Here is an 18615-nt window from a genome sequence, read left to right as displayed (position 1 = left end):
TTTTATTCTATAGGGGAAGATTATAAATCTTTGACTTCACCGTCTACCGTACGTTCTACTTTCATTTCGGTAATTGGTAGGTAGCCTAGTTCTTTTACAATGCCATTTTGGACTTCATCAGTCACCATGTAATCTAAAAATGCTTTCACATCTGCATCTGGTTCACCCTTTGTATACATATGCTCGTATGACCAAATTGTCCAATCATTTGTTTCGATTGCTTCTGGCGTTGGTTCAACACCATCAATAGCTAATGCTTGTAGCGAATCATCAATATAAGATAAGGCTAGATAACTGATTGTTCCTGGTGTTTGAGAAACGATTTGACGCACAGTTCCTGAAGAATCTTGTTCTTGGGTTTGAATTGTTTCTGCACCATCTAAGCCCCATTTTTCAAAAGTCGCACGAGTACCACTACCTGAAGCACGGTTAACTACTGAAATTTCTAAATCAGCACCGCCCACTTCTTTCCAGTTTTTGATTTTTCCAGTAAAAATATCAATTAATTGTTGTTTGGTAATATCTTTAACGCCTGCTTCTTTATTGACTACTGGTGCCATTGCTACAACGGCAACTTTATGATCGACTAATTCATCGGCTGGCACACCGTCTTTTTCTTCTGCAAAGACATCTGAATTCCCAATTGTCACAGCACCTGCCGCAACTTGGCTTAGTCCAGTACCACTTCCGCCCCCTTGAACAGTAATTTCATAATTAGGATTTTCTGCTTTGAAACTTTCTTGTGCTGCTTCCACTAATGGTTGCAAAGCGGTTGAACCAACTGCCAAAATTTCTACCTTGTCATTTGATGCCGCGTTTGAACCTGAAGATGATGAATCTGTCGCTCCATTTCCTCCGCCACAACCTGCTAATAAAATACCTGTTAATACAAGAAGTCCTGTTAATTTTTTCATGATTTATTTTGCTCCTCTCTTCTTTGTCACACCCATAGTTTAGCAAGCAAATGTAAATCCTTCGTGGACTTTATGTAAAGATTCAGCCTGATAATGTAAAAGTTGTGTAAATCTCTGATATACATACAAAAAGGTGAGGCAACTATCTGCCTCACCTGGTATTGTTTTTGTTTATTTCTCAGTTATATATCGCTCCATCCGTGTCATTGCTTCTTCTAGGTTCGCTAGACTAGCGGCATAACTAATACGAATATATCCTTCACCAGCATCACCAAAAGCAATACCTGGAATAACTGCCAAGGCTTCTTTTTCAGCTAAATCGACACAAAACTCCATAGAATCTTGGATACAATTAGCTGGAATTTTAGCAAAAATATAAAAAGCTCCTGATGGTTTGGCGACTTCAAAACCAAAGCTTGTCATTTTTTCATAAACAAAATCACGACGCTCTTGGTACTCTTTTTTCATCACTTGGGCATCATTAATTCCTTCAACTAACGCTTGGACCGCTGCTTTTTGAGAAACAGTTGCTGCGGCAGTTACTAAATATTGATGAACTTTGATGATTTCTTTGGTTAGCTCTTTTGGTGCAAAAATGAAACCAACACGCCAACCAGTCATCGCATGAGATTTGGACAAGCCATTGATTAAGATTGTTTGTTCACGTAAATATTCAGCGATTGATACATGGTCTTCATCATACGTTAATTCGCTATAAATTTCATCACTAATCACAAATACCGGATATTTCTTCAATACATCCGCCAACGCTTGTACTTCTTCACGAGAATAAGTGACACCAGTTGGGTTACTTGGATAGTTTAAGATGACGGCTTTCACTTTTTCGCCATGCTCTTCTAATGTCGCTTCTAACAGTTCTGGCGACAAAACAAACCCATTGTCACTAGTATCCATGTAAATAATTTCAGCATCAGCCAGTGTAATCACAGGTTCATATCCCGGATAAATAGGTGCTGGCAGTAACACTTTATCTCCTGGTTCTAATATTCCTAATAAACTCGCTGAAATGGCTTCCGTCGCACCTACTGTCACTAAAACTTCTGATTGCCAATCATATGACACATGGTATTTTTTTTCCAAAAATTGACTAGCCGCTTGACGAACATCAGGTAAACCTGACATTCCTGTATAATGACTGAAATTATCTGTAATCGCTTGTGAACCAGCATTTTTAACATGTTCTGGTGTATTAAAATCGGGTTCGCCTAATGTTAATTTTAATATATTAGGAATGCTTGACACACGTTCATCGAATTGACGAATCAACGATACGGCAATTTTATCTACTTGTTTATTAAAACGTTTTGTTAAATCCATACATTTCACCTCGTGTATTAATGATTGCTATCTTACCATATAACTACATTTTATTAAAAAAATCAATAGTGTTTTGTCATAATTTTCTAACAATTCAACATTTTATTTCATTTTTCACAAAAAAAAGAGGTTGAATTACGCTTCAACCTCCGCCTTATTATGCTTCTCTTAAATATATTTTTTTGATAATTAATTTATCGAATAATTGCGTTTGATTATCTGGTTCACCAATCACTTCAGCAATCACGCTTTGATTATTTGGCTTACGACGTAATTGATAGCTAATTTTGCCTGTTTGCTTTAATTCATTAATCATGTCTACCACACCACCAAAACCGGTCTTTTTCGTGATAAAACCTAAAGCGACCATTCGTTCGTCCAAATTTTTGGCTGAAATAGTGGCTCCTGTAATTAATGCGCTTCGTAATGTATGAGAAAAATCTTCCAAACCTGATACTGAAGGATAATCCAATTCCTCAGCAGTTGTTTCAGTTGGACGTGCTCTTAACTCATGCAATTCTTGCAGCAAATTCTCATATTGCTCTTGTGTCAACATCACACCAGCTACTTTCTCGCGATTAAACACATAGACTGCTGTTTCTGCTTCACGTGCTTGGTTAAATACGTCCATCGGAGATTTTTTAACTTCTGTAATTGAAGTTGTGGGAACTTCTAGCTTTTTCAGTTCCATTTCTTCCCCTCCTTGTCTCGACTCTCACATTATAGCATAACTTCGCAGGAAGATTTCATTAGAATCAAAAAAATGTGAGGAAATCTTGTGTTTCCTCACATTTTATATTTTTTATAACACTTTGGCTTCATATCCGGTTTCATTGATTGCTGCCACAATTGATTCAGCCGATGTTTCTGTTTCATCAAATTTAATGACACCATTTTGTTTTTTTAAATTCACTTTAACTTTTTTAATACCAGGTAATTCGTGGACAGCCTTTTCTACACGTCCAACACAATGTTGACAGCTCATCCCATTGATAGCAAAAGTTTGTTTAATCATGCTGTTTTTCCTCCTTGATTACAGTCACATTGACCAGGAATACAATTACAAGCAATCATTTGAACAGGTGCTTTTTCAGCAAGAATTCCTTGAATCATCGCAATATCTTCTGCTGTTAAATCGACCTCTAAAATTAAGTTAGCAATTGTTTCTCCAGATTTTTGCGCGCAAATATGTGAAAATAAATTTGCTGTCGCATTTTTTACAATGGCATCTTCACTCACCTTAGCAGAATAAAGAAATTTCTTACCTTCTTTCTCTGTATGTAAGATGTCTTTTTTCACCAATCTTCCTAATAGCGTTTTGATTGTTGCTATTTTCCAACCTTTTGATTGGCTTAATAATTCGTTAATCGTGGTTGCATCGACTTTTCCTTTGGTCCAAACAACACGCATAACTTCCCATTCAGAATCACTAATTTTTACTGGTTCATGCATTGTAGGCATCTACATCGCCTCCTCTTTTCATTAGTTTACATCTGTAATCTATTTTTGTCAAAATAAATTAATTATTCAAAATAAAAAAGCACCAAACTCTGGTACTTTTTATTTTTTTTGCCATTTAAATAGTCGTTTGGATAAGATATCCATTAATACAAATAAGAAGAAACCAAAACTACTTAAAATTAATATCCCACCATACATCGCAGGATAATCCATGCGAGTCCATGCATCCATAATAAAATAGCCCATGCCGAATTCAGTCCCATAGTTTTCCGTAAAAAATAAAATGGAAATGGCTGTACCTAAAGAAATTCTGATGGCACTAAAAATAGCTGGCAAGGTTGCTGGTAGCGTAATCGCTCGAAATTGTCGCCAAAGTGTCGCATTTAAGCAACGATAAACATCATAGTAGTTGCTAGGTATTTCCCGTATCGCATCACGAACAGAGATGGTTACTTGAGGTAAAACAATGAGGACAATCATCGCAATTTTAGAACCATCGCCTAAACCACCAAGTAACATCACAATTGGTAATAACGCCATCTTAGGAATCGGATAGGTTAAGTAAATTAACGGATCAAAAAAATAAGACCAACGTGAAAAACTCCCCATCAATAAGCCAATTCCAAAACCTCCAAGAACAGACCACAACATTCCCATCACGATTCGATAAAAACTGACAGATAAATGCTGAAAAATGCCTGTTGAAAATAACTCTGGCAACCGTTCCAATACTAGCCAAGGAGTTGGTAATAACGGTTTTTGTAGCCAAAGACTTCCACCCCACCAAATTGCTAATAGTATAATAATCGCTGCACAAGCCCCTAATACACGCTGTAGTTGCTTCATCCTGCAATCTCCTTTCGTATGGCTAAAGAAGTAGTGAATAATTGCTCCGTTTGACGGTAATCACTTAAGCGTGTTTTATCCTGAAATGGAGAAGGAACAATTTTTTTTATTCGACCAGGATTTGCCTCTAAAATAATCACTTCGTGTGCTAATAACAACGCTTCTTCGATATCATGTGTAACAAACACAGTCAATCGCTTGACTTGTTGCCAGCTTTCTAAAAACAGTTGCTGTGCTTTTTCTCGCGTAAAAGCATCCAATGCGGAAAAAGGTTCATCTAGTAGCAATAAATCACTTTGAGTCGCTAACCCACGCGTAATAGCAACTCGCTGTTTTTGGCCACCACTTAATTGATTAGGATAGCTATCAATTAGTTGTGTCAACTCCATGCGTGCTAATAATTCATCAACTACGGTTTTATCAGCAGCAGTCAACTGCTTCCCTAAACTAATTTGTCTACCAGCAAGTATCGCTTGTTTGACGGTCTGCCAAGGGAGCAATCCATAGTCTTGAGGAACTAATGAAATAACCGCTTCTTTCGGTGACTGTCCAGCAAATGTGATTTTTCCTGATATGACCTCTTGTAAACCTGCCAACACTTGTAATAAAGTTGTTTTACCTGCACCAGAAGGGCCAATTAATGCATAAATCTTTTGCCCTTCAAGTTGACAGTTAATTGCTTCGAGAATCTGTTTTTCTTCAATTTTCACGGATACATTGTCGAGTGTCATAGTTTTATTTGAAGTAGACATCACTCAATACATCCTTTGGTTGAATTTCTGTTTTTAAGATACCTTTTTCTTTTGCCCAATCAAAGGCACTGACAATATCGTCTTCCGTTGCTGGACTGGCATGTGGATAATCTGGCACCTTGATTTCATCTTTCAACGTTTCTGGAAAACCAATTTCATCAATAAATAATTGAATATAAGCTGATTTGTCGTTGTTTTTCATCCAGTCAACAGCTTCGTTATAAGCATCGTACATGCCTTGTAAAGCTTCTGATTTTTCTTCAATTACATCATCTGTAAAACATAACACAAACGGATTTAAACCAATGTCACGTGTCGAACCTAAATTTGTCATTCCTTGACTCTTTGTCATCGTCACAAAAGGTTCTGGTAAAATAGCTGCCGCTGCTTGATTATTTTGCAATAATTCGACACGACTAGGTACTTGCGGTACATCAACGATTGAGACATCTGCATTAGACATTTCAGATTTTTCCAAGATTTTGTCTACGGCATATTCTGGTCCTTGATTTTTCAAAACAATCACGTCTTTGCCTTTTAGTTCAGAGACCGATTGAATATCAGAAGGAGCGATTAAATCAAACTGTCCGTATGTCGCACTCGTAATCTTAACGTCCATACCACCTTGCAAGTAAGCAGCAACTCCGACTAAATCGGCGTTAATCCCATCCACTGCGCCTGATTGAAAGGCCGCATCTCGATCTTTTCCTGATTTGAATGTTTGTAAGTCAATTTCAACACCATGTTTTTTATCAAAACCTTGCTCATGAGCTACGATCAAAGGCATATTATCTGTGGATGGCATCACACCAACTTTGACAACTGGCACATCCGCTGATTCTGTTGATTCTGCTGGTTCTTTCGTTCCACAGCCAGCTAATGCCACAAGCGCCAATAAACTCATTGTAAGTAAACGTTTCTTCATTTGTTTTACATTCCTTCCTACTCTTTTTCCGACTACTTATTTTATTGCAAAAAATTCATAAACACAAAAATTAGACTCATCAAAATAAGCATTGCCCCAGTCTCCAAAAAGAAGCGACTAATGGGGCCAATTTTTACTAGTAATTGTTGGTAATGATTTTTCATATGATGATTCATCCGATCTTTTCTTTCAATCTTCGTGCGATAATGATTTTGAAACATGTTAGATTGAAACACAACACTTGCTATTCCAAAAGCAAAAGGAATCACACCTACGACAAAAAAGACATCTGATAATTGTCTAAAATTAATTCCTGAACCCATGCCAAAATAAACGAAAATACCAACAACAAAAAGTGCTGCAAATAATATTGCAGGATGTTTTTTCACCAAACAAATCCCTCCTAAATTTTAAAGAAAAAACATTTACCAATAATTGATAAATGTTTTTTCCTACTCCTCTTCATCATCCGTTTTTTTCAAAACCTCTTGACGGTAACTACGATTTCCTAGAAATTTTAAAGCTTTCATTAGCGGTTGGCGATTTTCACCAACTAACCCAATTAGCTCAATAAATAACTCTAAACCAAATGTCGTGCTAATCACTAATAAAATAATTGCCCATGTACTGGCATAATTCATTAGCAAAGCAATAAATGAAAAAGCCATCGCCATGGCATAAATCGTCAATACTGCTCCTCGATGAGTAAAACCAAGTGAGATTAACCGATGATGCAAATGCATTTTATCAGCTGACGAAATTGGTTGCTTATTGAAACGACGACGAATCATCGCAAAAACCGTATCTGTAATCGGCACGCCCAAAATAAACATCGGGGTAATTACCGAAATAAACGTCGCATTTTTCAAGCCTTGCAACGAAAAGATTGCAATCATAAAGCCTAAGAACAGGGCACCCGTATCTCCGAGAAAAATTGTCGCTGGATAAAAATTATACGGGAAAAAGCCGACAATTGCAGCAACTAATGAGAAAATTAAAATTGCCAAGACGACCCCAGTATCTGGTAAAAAGAAAAAGCTAATGATACCAATCGTAATCAAAGCAATAATTGATACCCCGGATGCTAAGCCGTCCAAACCATCAATTAAATTCACTGCATTAGTAATGGCTAAAATCCAGATGAGTGTCACTGGCAAACTGAGCCAACCTAATTGGAAAAATCCTAAAAAAGGAATCGTCACCGTATTAATTCGGATACCTGCAATAAAATAAATTTCCAATGCTGCCAAAACTAAACCGAGTGTTTTTTGCAGAGGGGTTAATTCAAACACATCATCTAACAATCCTGTAATCACTACAATCAATGCTCCTAAAAGCATGGGCCAAATGCGATGAATGTCTAACGTATCACCAAATTCCCATAGCACCGCAATTGAAAAGGAAATAAAAATACTGAGTCCTCCTGCTGACGGCATCGTTTTTGTATTAATTCGCCGCTCGCCAGGCTTATCAACTGCGCCTATTTTAAAGGCTAAAATTTTAATGAATGGTGTTAAAATCAGCGATAACATCATCGTCATAAATAGACGTATAATAAATTGAAATGTAAATCCCATTATTTTTTCTCGCTTTCATCACTCTTTTTACCAAAATGTGTTTTTACACGTGTTTTCCATTTCGCAAGCGGCGCAGAGCGTTCAACAACCTCACCGTTGACAAACGATTCTACCACGGCATTAATAATACTCCCTAACACAATGGCTGTTGCAGCAAAATTTAACCAGAGCATTAAGACCACAAAACTTCCAATAATTTGGTATCCGCTGACTCTTGCCGCAAAATATTTCGCATATAATCCGAAGACTTGTGACAAAAGCATCCAACCAACTGTAGCAAACACAGCTCCTGGTAAGACCGAACGTAGACGTACTTTTACATTTGGTACAATCCAGTAAATCACGCTCATCAACGCCATCATCGTCACAATCGTTAATGGCCACTTCACCGTCTGGAAAGTATTAATAATCGTGTCTTGAAATCCAAAAATTGGCTGTAAAGCTTCTAAAATAAGTTTACCAGAACCAACAACAATAGTGACACCAACAATCGCAATCAGTAACAAGACAACAATAAAGACAGAAACAATTCGTGTAATAATAAAATTCCCACGGTCTTCTACGCCATATGCTTTATTCATGGCTTTTTGCATGGCATTGATACTTTGACTTGCAGACCATAACGTCGCAATGGCTGAGATTGATAATAAGCCTCCCGATCCTTGTGTCAAAAGGTCTTTAATTGCTGGTCCCAAGAAATCATAAATCGGCTCTGGAATTACTTCCTGAATGTATGGCAAAACATTATTTGGATTAATGTGTAGAAATGGCAGTACGTTACCAACTGCAATTAATAAAGGAAATAATGAAAGTAATAAATAATATGCTACAACAATCGATGTAGTTCCCATCTCTGAGTCACGAACTCGTTGTTGTACCGTTTGAATGAAACGTTTAACGTTATCATTTCCTTGGAGTTTTTTTAATGCGTTCATCGCCTTCTCCTTTTTAGTACGTGCCTTCTTCGCCTTGTGAAGTTAGAATACGTGGACCCTCTTTTGTAATTGCTAAACTGTGTTCATATTGGCAACTTAAGCCACCATCTAATGTATAAGCTGTCCAACCATTTGGATCCATCTTCATTTTCCATGTGCCAGTGTTTACCATCGGTTCAATTGTAATAACCATACCTTCCTTTAGACGCAAGCCTTTACCTGCTTCACCATAATGTGGAATTGCAGGGCTTTCGTGAATCGTTGGTCCAATCCCATGGCCGATAAAATCACGAACCACGCCATACCCTTCACCTTCAACATAGGTTTGAATCGCATGACCAATATCACCAATACGGTTGCCTACCTGCGCTTGTTCAATCCCTAAATATAATGCTTTTTTTGTTACATCCATTAGTTTTTGTACTTCAGGAGTGGGTTCTCCAACAGAGTATGACCAACATGAATCAGAAATGGCGCCTTTTAAATCAACACACATATCCACTTTGATTAAATCCCCTTGTTTCAATACTTTTTTCCTTGGAAAACCGTGACAAATTTCATCATTGATACTGCAACATGTTGCATATTTATAACCTTCAAACCCAATTTGTGCAGCAACACCACCGTGACTCTCAATATAATCACGAACAAACACTTCAATATCCCAACTACTAATTCCTGGTTTAATAAATGTCCGTAATTGTTTGTGTACATCTGCTAACAATGCGCCTGATTCGGCCATTTGGTCAATTTCTCTTTGTGATTTTAATGTAATCATATTTTTTTCGTCCCCTTTGTTGAAATCCTATCCATTTTACCATAGGAACCCGATTTTTTCCAAGTTCCTCTATCATTTCTCTTTCTAGGTGTGGTTTCCATAATGCATTTATTTTGCTATAATCAAGCTGTAGATTAGAAATACCTAGAAAAAACAGGAGGTTATTATGACTTTAGCCAAAATTGTTTACGCCAGCATGACTGGAAATACCGAAGAAATTGCCGATATCGTTGCTGAAGCAATGGAAGAAATGGGCATTGAAGTTGAAATAGAAGAATGTACACAAATCGATGCAGATACCTTTGAAGATGCGGATATTTGTGTGGTAGCAACCTACACGTACGATGAAGGGACACTGCCAGATGAGATTATGGACTTTTATGATGATTTAGCTGAACTTGATTTGACTGGTAAAATCTTCGGTGTTTGTGGTTCTGGTGATACGTTTTACGATCATTTCTGCAAATCAGTCGATGATTTTGAAGAATTATTTCTTAAAACAGGCGCGACTAAAGGAGCAGAAAAAGTAAAAGTAGACTTAGCTGCCGAAGAAGAAGATATTCAAAACTTAGAAGCATTTGCCAAAAGTCTTGTCGAAAAAGCATAAGAAAATTCCAGCTTACATTGAAGCTGGAATTTTTTTATGGTCGTAATGTTTTAAAACTCAAATCAACAGGTTTGCTATGTTTCATCGTTTCAAATGAGGTGGTCAGCAATTCAATAATTTCTTCTTGCGATAAGTCTAAAATACTTGAAGAAGTTAACGCTGCTAATCCTGAAATAAGAATCCAAAATCCTGTATATAACGCTTCTGTTCGTTCAGCAGTCAGACCATCATACTCTGTGCCTTTAATAATCGTATTGACAAAAAAATCATACGAATATTCTTTCATTTGTGCCATATCATTCTCCCCTTCTAAATAAAGGGCTTTATATAACTGCTTATCTTGATTAGCAAATTCAATACAATTTAGACCTAAATCCACTAGTCGATTCCCTGTGATTACCTTATCAATCATTTTTGATGACCATGCATCAAGAATCTCAGCAACTAACACCGTTTTTAAATCGTCCATATTTTTGAACTCTAAATAAATCGGTTGCGTCGAACATTTCATTTTTGCCGCAATATTTCGAGCAGTAAAACGGGAAAAACCTTCTTTTGCAACAACTTCATACGCAGCACTTAAAATTTGCTCTCTAGTAATCGTTTTTTTTCTTGCCATAAACTTCGGTCTCCTTACATTCAATATATACCGCTTTCAAATTCACATTTTCCTTATTTTAACATGTTTTTCATAGAATTCAAATTTTGCTCGTTTATCTTTTAAATAAAAAAAACATTTCTTATTATTTAAACAAAACAATGCCACTTTTCTTTGCTTAATGTTATCATAGAATTAATTGAAAATAGGAGGAAAATCAATCATGGTTTTAGCAAATTTTAATGAAAATCTCGAAAAATATGCACAACTAATTGCTGAAGTGGGTGTCAATGTCCAAAAATCACATACAGTTGTTTTACAAATTAATGTGGAACAAGCGCCTTTAGCACGTCTTATTACACAAAAAGCTTATGAACTAGGTGCTGATGAAGTAATCTTGCAATGGTCTGATGACATTATTCAAAAAGAATTTTTAACTCATGCAAGTCAAGACCGTTTAGAAAATGTACCACAACATCGTATTGATCAAACAGATGATTGGATTGCCAAAGGTGCCAGCCGAATTAGCATCGTTTCTTCTGATCCAGGTGCCTTAGCAGGCGTTGATTCAGAGCGTGTAGCAACTTATCAAGCTGCAACTGGTAAAGCATTGCATAACTTACGTTTAGCAACACAATCCAATAAAGTTAGCTGGGTAGTTGCCGCAGCAGCAGGTGTGGAGTGGGCAAAAAAAGTCTTTCCTAATCTTTCTGAAAGTGATGCGCAAGATGCATTATGGGATCAAATATTTAAGACAACACGCATCTACACTGAAGATCCTGTAGCTGCTTGGAAAAAACATGATGAAACCCTACAAAAACAAGCAGACAAATTGAATAATGAACAGTTCGACTCTTTACATTACACAGCACCGGGAACAGATTTAATTATCGGTTTACCAGAAAATCATTTATGGGAAGGTGCAGGTAGCTTTAATGCACGTGGTGAAAAATTCATGGCAAATATGCCAACAGAAGAAGTTTTCACTGCACCAGATAGTCGTCGAATTGATGGATACATTACTAGTACCAAACCATTAAGTTATGCGGGAACTATCATTTCTGGTATGAAATTTACATTTAAAGATGGAAAAGTGGTTGATTTCAGTGCTGAACAAGGAGAAGATGTTTTGGCTAAATTACTAGCTATCGATGAAGGTGCCAAACGTTTAGGTGAAGTTGCTTTGGTACCAGATCCCTCTCCTATTTCACAATCAGGAATTATTTTCTTCAATACGCTATTTGATGAAAATGCCTCAAACCATTTAGCATTGGGTTCAGCTTATGCCTTCAATTTACAAGGTGGCACAGAAATGACTGAAGACGAACTAATCGCTGCAGGCCTAAATCGTAGTCAAACACATGTTGATTTCATGGTTGGCTCTGCACAAATGAATATTGATGGTATTCGTAAAGATGGCAGTCAATCACCTATCTTTAGAAATGGTGATTGGGCGTAATTATTCAAAGCAAAAACGAATTTTTCGTTTTTGCTTTTCTTTTATCCGAATTTTCTTTCTTTTCCGTAGTAAAAAAGCTAAAATTTTGATAAACTTTACTTCATATAGAAGGGATGATTCATAATGACACCAAATCGAGAAGATTATCTAAAGTTAATCTTAGAACTTGGCGGTGACCAACAAAAAATCAATAACAAACAAATTGTGTCTGGACTGGCTATTTCTGCAGCCTCCGTTAGCGAGATGGTCTCCAAACTCGTCAAAGAAGGACTAGTCAAGCACACCCCTTATCAAGGCGTACAATTAACAGCAGCTGGTTTGCAAAAAGCTAGTGCACTGATTCGACGTCATCGCTTATGGGAAGTATTTTTAGTAGAACATTTAAATTATTCTTGGAATGACGTACACGATGATGCAGAAGTATTAGAACATGTAACTTCTTCTACCCTTGCAGAACGCTTAGAAACATATCTTAATCATCCAAAATACTGTCCACATGGTGGTATGATTCCGAGCGAAACACAAACTATCCATGAGATAAAAAGAGAAACACTTAGTTCATATCCAGTAGGTACAAAAATTAAAATTGCCCGAGTTCTGGATGAACGCGAACTATTGGATTATCTTGTATCGATTGACGTCAAACTTCATGAAGAATATGAAATTATCGATGTTGCAGCTTACGAAGGGCCCATAACTATTCAAAATGAAGAAAAAACCATCCCGATTAGTTACAAAGCAGCAAGCACCATCTTTGTTGATCAAGTATAAAAAACATAGCCCCATCTTTTTACAATTTTTAACAACTAACGAAAGAAACATCACATTAATTGAATGAGAATATTACTTCCACTTTCTTTCAGTTCTAGCTAGTGGAATGATATACGTGATGAAAATCGAACTAAATTTTTGAAAAAAATTTATTACTTTAAATTGAATTAGGATGTCACTTCCACTTTTCTTTCAGTTCTAGCTAGTGGAATGATATACGTGATGAAAATCGAACTAAATTTTTGAAAAAAATTTATTACTTTAAATTGAATTAGGAGTGAACTCTATGAATGAAAAAAAGGTTTTGTTTACCATCTTTGGTGGTACTGGTGATTTAGCACAAAGAAAGTTATACCCATCTTTATTCCGTCTTTATCGCAAAGGTGATTTGGTTGAATCCTTTGCAGTTATCGGAACAGCTCGTCGTCCGTGGACAAATGAAAAATACCGCGACATTATTAAAGAAACAATTGCTGGTTTAGAACCAACAACCGAAGAAGCAGAAGCTTTTGCCTCTCACTTCTATTATCAATCGCATGATGTTCAAGATACGGAACATTATAATACACTCAAAAAACTTTCTGATGAGTTAGATGCAAAATATCAATTAGAAGGCAATCGCTTATTTTACTTAGCGATGTCACCAAACTTCTTTGGAACAATTGTTTCTCATCTAAAAACTCAAGGAATGTTAGATGTTAATGGCTATCACCGAGTAATTATTGAAAAACCTTTTGGAACAGATTATGAAACAGCTCACCAATTAAACCAAGAAATCGCTCAGGTCTTTCAAGAAGAAGATATTTATCGAATTGACCATTACCTTGGTAAAGAAATGATTCAAAATATTTCAGCGATTCGCTTTGCCAATAGCATTTTTGAATCACTTTGGAGCAATCGACACATTGATAACATCCAAATTAACATTGCCGAAGACTTAGGTGTAGAAGAACGTGGTGGTTATTACGATAAAAGTGGTGCATTAAAAGATATGGTACAAAATCATATTTTACAAATCTTATCTTTATTAGCAATGGAACCACCTGTGGCCTTTTCAGAAAAAGAAATTCGTGCAGAAAAAATCAAAGCCTTAGAAGCTGTCCGTGTCTATACTCCTGAAGAAGTAAGTAAAAACTTTGTTCGTGGTCAATATAGTGCTGGAGACTTTGATAACAAAACATTTGCTGGATACAAAGAAGAACTAAACGTTGATCCAGATTCAAAAACAGAAACATTTGTTGCTGGAAAATTCTTAATCGATAATTTCCGCTGGTCAGGTGTTCCTTTCTACGTTCGCACCGGTAAACGCCTAACAGAGAAAGGAACTCGTATCAATGTCGTCTTCAAACAAGTCCCCGTTAATGTCTTTAAAGACTCTGTTGGTGCAACTTGCGAACAAGAAGTTCTGGAACCAAATGTGTTAACAATCTATATTCAACCAACTGAAGGCTTCTCACTATCTCTAAATGGCAAAGAAGTTGGACAAGGATTTAATATGTTACCAATTCGCTTGGAACATCGTAATAGTGCAGAAATTATTGAAAATACTCCTGAAGCATATGAAAAATTGATGCTTGATGCCTTAAATGGCGATAGCACCAACTTTACTCACTGGGCTGAGGTCGCTCAATCATGGCGTATTGTTGACACTATCCGCCAAACTTGGGATAAAGCTTCAACAGAAGTTCCTCAATACCCCGCTCGTTCAATGGGACCAAAAGAAGCTTATGATTTATTAGCAAAAGATGGTTTCGAATGGATTTGGACGCCAGATGAATGGTATCGTGAACGTGGATTATTGAAATAGCAATAAGCGAGCCAGACTGGCTCGCTTATTTATATACTAAAAGCCCGCCGAATTGGCGGGCTTTCTTGCTATTTCGTTTCAAAACCTTCTGCTACTGCTTCAGGAAATTCACTTGTCACGATTTCTGCACAATGTTCACATAATGTTTCTAAACCTTCATGGCTATGAGAACCTACTGTGGCTTTCACTTGACGACAACGTTCGCAAACTTCACCATCAGCTTTTTCAATTAAGATAGCAACATCTTCAAATTGTTGAGCATTTGCTGGCACGTCGGTACCAACTGCTTTGACTTCAAAGAAATCAGGAGACACAATCAATAATTGTGGTAAGTTTGTATCTACTGCTGTTAATAACATTTGAATTGTTTCGCTAGGATAAATTGTTACTTTTGCTTCTAATGATTTACCGATTAATTTTTCATTACGCGCAACTTCTAACGATTTCAAGACATTGTCACGGAAATCCATAAACGCAGACCACGTATCTAATAATTCTGCTTGATTTGGAAATTCTTGGTATTCAGGGAATTCTGCTAATTGTACAAATTCCTCGTCTTCTTTCAAGAATGACCAAATTTCTTCCGCAGTATGTGGAATGATTGGTGTCAATAATTTCGTTAAAGCTACGACAGCTTGATAAAAGACTGTTTGCATAGAACGACGTTGATAATCATTTGCTGCTTCAATATAAACAACATCTTTGGCAAAGTCTAAATAGAATGAAGATAGCTCAACTGTCAAGAAGTTCATGACAGTACGATAAATATGAATAAAGTTATATTGTTCATACCCATTTTCACGAATCTCTTTAATTACTTGGTTCAAACGTACGGTCATGTATTTATCAACAGAACGTAAATCTTCAAATGCTACAGCATCCGTTTTCGGATTAAAGTCTTCAGTATTGGCAATTAAGAAACGCATCGTGTTACGGATTTTACGATACACTTCAGATACTTGCGTTAAAATATCCATTGACACACGTACATCAGATTCGTAATCCACACTACTTACCCATAGACGTAAAATATCTGCACCCATTTGGTTAATGACTTTGCTTGGAACAATTGTATTGCCCAATGATTTACTCATCTTACGGCCTTCACCATCTAGAGCAAACCCTTGAGATAAGACTGCTTTATACGGTGCAACACCATTAATAGCAACACTTGTTGTAATACTTGAATTAAACCAACCACGATATTGGTCAGAACCTTCAAGATACATATCTGCAGGGAAAGCTAAATCTTCTCTTTGGCGTAACACAGCTTCATGAGAAGAGCCTGAATCGAACCATACATCCATAATATCTGTTTCTTTCGTAAATTCGCCATTTGGAGAACCTGGGTGAGTGAATCCTTCTGGTAACAATTCTTTTGCATCGCGTTCAAACCAAACATTTGAGCCAAATTCGCCAAATAATTGTGCCACATGTTCAATTGTTTCTGGTGTAATAATTGCTTCGCCATTTTCTGCATAGAAAATTGGCAATGGTACACCCCATGCACGTTGGCGAGAGATTACCCAGTCACCACGATCACGAATCATATTGTACAGACGGTTTTTACCCCAAGGGATAATCCAATCAACTTTTTCAACTTCATCTAAAATATTTTCACGGAATTTATCAATTGATGCAAACCATTGTGGTGTCGCACGATAAATTACTGGTTTTTTTGTACGCCAGTCATGTGGATAGCTATGCGTGAAGAAATCGAGTTTCAATAAAGCATCTTTTTCTTTTAACAACTCTGTAATCATTGGGTTCGCTTTATCATAGAAAATCCCTTCAAATCCTGGTGCTTCTTCCGTAAAGCAACCACGGCTATCAACAGGAGAAATCACTTCTAAGTTATAACGTTTGCTGACGATGTAGTCATCTTCCCCGTGACCAGGTGCCGTATGAACTAAACCAGTACCTGCGTCTAAAGTAACATGATCTCCTAACATCACTAATGATGTACGATCATAAAATGGATGCTGCGCAGTCATATTTTCTAATTGGTCACCTGCGAATTCTTGTAAAATCTCCACATTTTCCCAACCAATTGCTTCTGTAACTGTTGCTAATAAATCTTTCGCAACCATAAATTTACGACCATCTGCATTAACTTGTACATACGTATATTCTGGATTTACCGAGATTCCTAAGTTAGCCGGTAACGTCCATGGTGTTGTTGTCCAAATAACAAATGAGGTATCTTCATCTAGTAAACCTTTGCCATTCGCTACTTTGAAAGCAACATAAATGGAAGGAGATTTCACATCTTTGTATTCAATTTCTGCTTCTGCTAAAGAAGATTCACTAGATGGCGACCAATAGATTGGTTTTAATCCTTTATAGATATAACCTTTTTCAGCCATTTTACCAAAGACACGGATTTCTGCTGCTTCAAAATCAGGTGTCAAAGTAATATAAGGATTTTCCCAATCACCAGAAACACCTAGGCGTTTAAAATCTTCTCTTTGCGTATCAACTTGTGTTAAGGCATAATCATAACATTTTTGACGATACTCGGCTGTAGACATTTCTTTACGTTTAATTCCTTTATTTGTTAATACTTGCTCGATTGGCAAACCATGTGTATCCCAACCTGGAACATACGGCGCACGGAAGCCAGACATTGATTTTGAACGCACAATAATATCTTTACTAATTTTATTTAATGCATGACCAATATGGATATTTCCATTCGCAAAAGGAGGCCCATCATGTAAAATAAATGTCGGTTTACCTTCATTTAACTTTTGACGTTGACCATAAATATCTTGTTCTTCCCATTCCTTTTGCCATTGCCCTTCACGATTTGGCAAATTACCACGCATTGGAAAAGCTGTTTTTCCAAGGTGTAACGTATCTTTCATTTTCATTTTTGATTGCTCCTCTGATTAGTAATTACTTTGGGTATAAAAAAACGCTCCTCCCCGCTAACAGGGACGAACGTGTCGTGGTACCACCCAAAGTTTAAAAACAAATTGTTTTTCTTTAGTGATTGTTAACGGAATCAGCCGTTGATTTCTACTTTTATTCAAAATCAAGATGTGTAGAGGATCTGGCTCAATGCAGGGTTTTCTCAGGCTTACACTCTCCCTGATTCGCTTTAAAAATGCATCCAGCTTTTCTGTTCTACTTCATATCATCTATTAATCTTCAGTAACTTCGACAACTTTTTCAGTTGCTTCTACAATCTCTAAATCATCTTCTTGGACTGCTTCTTCTGAGTTTACTGCAGAATCATTTTCATTGTCAAGCTCTTTTGATAAAACTTCGCGAATCACTTCATGGCTATCTTGTACATAGCTTGAGAATGGTGCTAAAATTTCTTCCCACTCTGGGCTCTTCACTTGTTCTAATTGAGCTTGTAGCATAACTGATAAATTATTATGGAAGACTTTGGTTTTCTTCTTCAAGTCATTTGTTTCAGTTGCTAATTGACGAGCATTTTCAGTTGCTTCTGTTAAAATCTCTTTCGCTTTTTCTTCAGCTGCTGTTGTTAATGCATACGCACGTTTTTCAGCGGTTGCGACTAATTCATTCGCTTTGTTTTGAGCAGACGTCACAATGACATCAGATTCTTTACTTGCACTTGTTTTTACTTTATCAGCAGTATCTTGTGCCACGATGATTGATTGGTTCAATGCATCTTTCAATTCATTGAAGTACTCTAACTTTTCTTCTGCATGACGTAAAGATTTTTCTAACTCACGATTTTTTTGAATCGCTTCTTCATAATCACGTACAATTAAGTCTAAGAAATCATCGACTTCATCTTTTTCATAGCCTCTCATTTTTACTGGAAAGCTTTTATTTTGAATATCTAATGGAGTTAATGCCATTTTTTTAT

General features: G+C 36.7%; 19 protein-coding genes. 4 read left to right on the top strand and 15 right to left on the bottom strand.

Going from position 1 to position 18615, the window contains the following annotated elements:
* Positions 1-20: 20 nt before the first annotated feature.
* The 12 genes from BAU17_RS07995 to map form a co-directional block, all read right to left on the bottom strand.
* Positions 21-914: a phosphate ABC transporter substrate-binding protein PstS family protein gene (locus tag BAU17_RS07995; RefSeq protein WP_161902286.1), complete on the bottom strand. Its 894-nt coding sequence runs from the start codon at positions 912-914 to the stop codon at positions 21-23.
* A 171-nt stretch (positions 915-1085) separates the two neighbouring features.
* On the bottom strand, positions 1086-2252 hold the full coding sequence (locus tag BAU17_RS07990) for a pyridoxal phosphate-dependent aminotransferase (protein WP_161902285.1): 1167 nt from the start codon (positions 2250-2252) through the stop codon (positions 1086-1088).
* A gap of 157 nt (positions 2253-2409) precedes the next feature.
* Positions 2410-2943 carry a type II toxin-antitoxin system Phd/YefM family antitoxin gene (locus BAU17_RS07985; RefSeq protein WP_161902284.1) on the bottom strand — a complete coding sequence of 178 codons (534 nt, stop codon included), beginning with the start codon at positions 2941-2943 and terminating at the stop codon, positions 2410-2412.
* A gap of 111 nt (positions 2944-3054) precedes the next feature.
* A complete protein-coding gene (copZ, locus tag BAU17_RS07980) occupies positions 3055-3264 on the bottom strand; it encodes a copper chaperone CopZ (protein ID WP_161902355.1) in 210 nt (69 codons plus the stop codon).
* Entirely contained in the window at positions 3264-3713 is a 450-nt protein-coding gene (locus BAU17_RS07975; protein ID WP_161902283.1) for a CopY/TcrY family copper transport repressor, read from the bottom strand. Before BAU17_RS07975 ends, copZ begins: the two co-directional genes overlap by 1 nt.
* Before the next feature lie 99 nt (positions 3714-3812).
* Entirely contained in the window at positions 3813-4559 is a 747-nt protein-coding gene (locus BAU17_RS07970) for an ABC transporter permease (protein WP_161902282.1), read from the bottom strand.
* The gene (locus tag BAU17_RS07965) at positions 4556-5311 is read right to left on the bottom strand and encodes an ABC transporter ATP-binding protein (RefSeq protein WP_161902281.1); all 756 of its coding nucleotides are present in this window, start codon (positions 5309-5311) and stop codon (positions 4556-4558) included. The genes BAU17_RS07970 and BAU17_RS07965 overlap by 4 nt, the downstream gene beginning before the upstream one ends.
* A complete protein-coding gene (locus tag BAU17_RS07960; RefSeq protein WP_161902280.1) occupies positions 5295-6236 on the bottom strand; it encodes an ABC transporter substrate-binding protein in 942 nt (313 codons plus the stop codon). Before BAU17_RS07960 ends, BAU17_RS07965 begins: the two co-directional genes overlap by 17 nt.
* Before the next feature lie 41 nt (positions 6237-6277).
* A complete protein-coding gene (locus BAU17_RS07955) occupies positions 6278-6625 on the bottom strand; it encodes a DUF3899 domain-containing protein (RefSeq protein WP_231474358.1) in 348 nt (115 codons plus the stop codon).
* A 63-nt stretch (positions 6626-6688) separates the two neighbouring features.
* Positions 6689-7813: a glycosyltransferase family 4 protein gene (locus tag BAU17_RS07950; protein WP_161902278.1), complete on the bottom strand. Its 1125-nt coding sequence runs from the start codon at positions 7811-7813 to the stop codon at positions 6689-6691.
* A complete protein-coding gene (locus tag BAU17_RS07945; protein WP_161902277.1) occupies positions 7813-8748 on the bottom strand; it encodes a YihY/virulence factor BrkB family protein in 936 nt (311 codons plus the stop codon). The genes BAU17_RS07950 and BAU17_RS07945 overlap by 1 nt, the downstream gene beginning before the upstream one ends.
* A 13-nt stretch (positions 8749-8761) precedes the next feature.
* Positions 8762-9526 (bottom strand): type I methionyl aminopeptidase, encoded by a 765-nt coding sequence (gene map / locus BAU17_RS07940; RefSeq protein WP_161902276.1) that lies wholly within the window; start codon positions 9524-9526, stop codon positions 8762-8764.
* A 166-nt stretch (positions 9527-9692) separates the two neighbouring features.
* Here map and BAU17_RS07935 point away from each other — a divergent pair, with 166 nt between their 5' ends.
* Positions 9693-10133, top strand: coding sequence for a flavodoxin (locus tag BAU17_RS07935; RefSeq protein ID WP_161902275.1), 441 nt, complete (start codon positions 9693-9695; stop codon positions 10131-10133).
* 34 nt (positions 10134-10167) lie between these two features.
* Here the strand turns inward: BAU17_RS07935 and BAU17_RS07930 are convergent, their stop codons facing one another.
* Positions 10168-10752 (bottom strand): TetR/AcrR family transcriptional regulator, encoded by a 585-nt coding sequence (locus BAU17_RS07930; protein ID WP_161902274.1) that lies wholly within the window; start codon positions 10750-10752, stop codon positions 10168-10170.
* A gap of 202 nt (positions 10753-10954) precedes the next feature.
* Here BAU17_RS07930 and BAU17_RS07925 point away from each other — a divergent pair, with 202 nt between their 5' ends.
* The 3 genes from BAU17_RS07925 to zwf all read left to right on the top strand — a co-directional run bounded on the left by BAU17_RS07925 (position 10955) and on the right by zwf (position 14768).
* Positions 10955-12190, top strand: coding sequence for an aminopeptidase (locus BAU17_RS07925; protein WP_161902273.1), 1236 nt, complete (start codon positions 10955-10957; stop codon positions 12188-12190).
* A gap of 123 nt (positions 12191-12313) precedes the next feature.
* The gene (gene efaR / locus BAU17_RS07920) at positions 12314-12961 is read left to right on the top strand and encodes a transcriptional regulator EfaR (protein ID WP_161902272.1); all 648 of its coding nucleotides are present in this window, start codon (positions 12314-12316) and stop codon (positions 12959-12961) included.
* 286 nt (positions 12962-13247) lie between these two features.
* Entirely contained in the window at positions 13248-14768 is a 1521-nt protein-coding gene (gene zwf, locus BAU17_RS07915; RefSeq protein ID WP_161902271.1) for a glucose-6-phosphate dehydrogenase, read from the top strand.
* 68 nt (positions 14769-14836) lie between these two features.
* Here zwf and ileS read toward each other — a convergent pair whose 3' ends face one another.
* Both ileS and BAU17_RS07905 read right to left on the bottom strand, forming a co-directional pair.
* A complete protein-coding gene (gene ileS, locus BAU17_RS07910) occupies positions 14837-17641 on the bottom strand; it encodes an isoleucine--tRNA ligase (RefSeq protein WP_161902270.1) in 2805 nt (934 codons plus the stop codon).
* A 273-nt stretch (positions 17642-17914) separates the two neighbouring features.
* Complete coding sequence (locus BAU17_RS07905) at positions 17915-18607, bottom strand: DivIVA domain-containing protein (RefSeq protein ID WP_161902269.1); 693 nt, start codon at positions 18605-18607, stop codon at positions 17915-17917.
* Between the last annotated feature and the right edge of the window lie 8 nt (positions 18608-18615).

The sequence above is a fragment of the Candidatus Enterococcus willemsii genome (assembly GCF_009933335.1).
Taxonomy (GTDB): Bacteria; Bacillota; Bacilli; order Lactobacillales; family Enterococcaceae; genus Enterococcus_F; species Enterococcus_F willemsii.
Note: the sequence above shows the minus strand (reverse complement) of the source record. Positions and strands in the feature narration are given on the sequence as shown.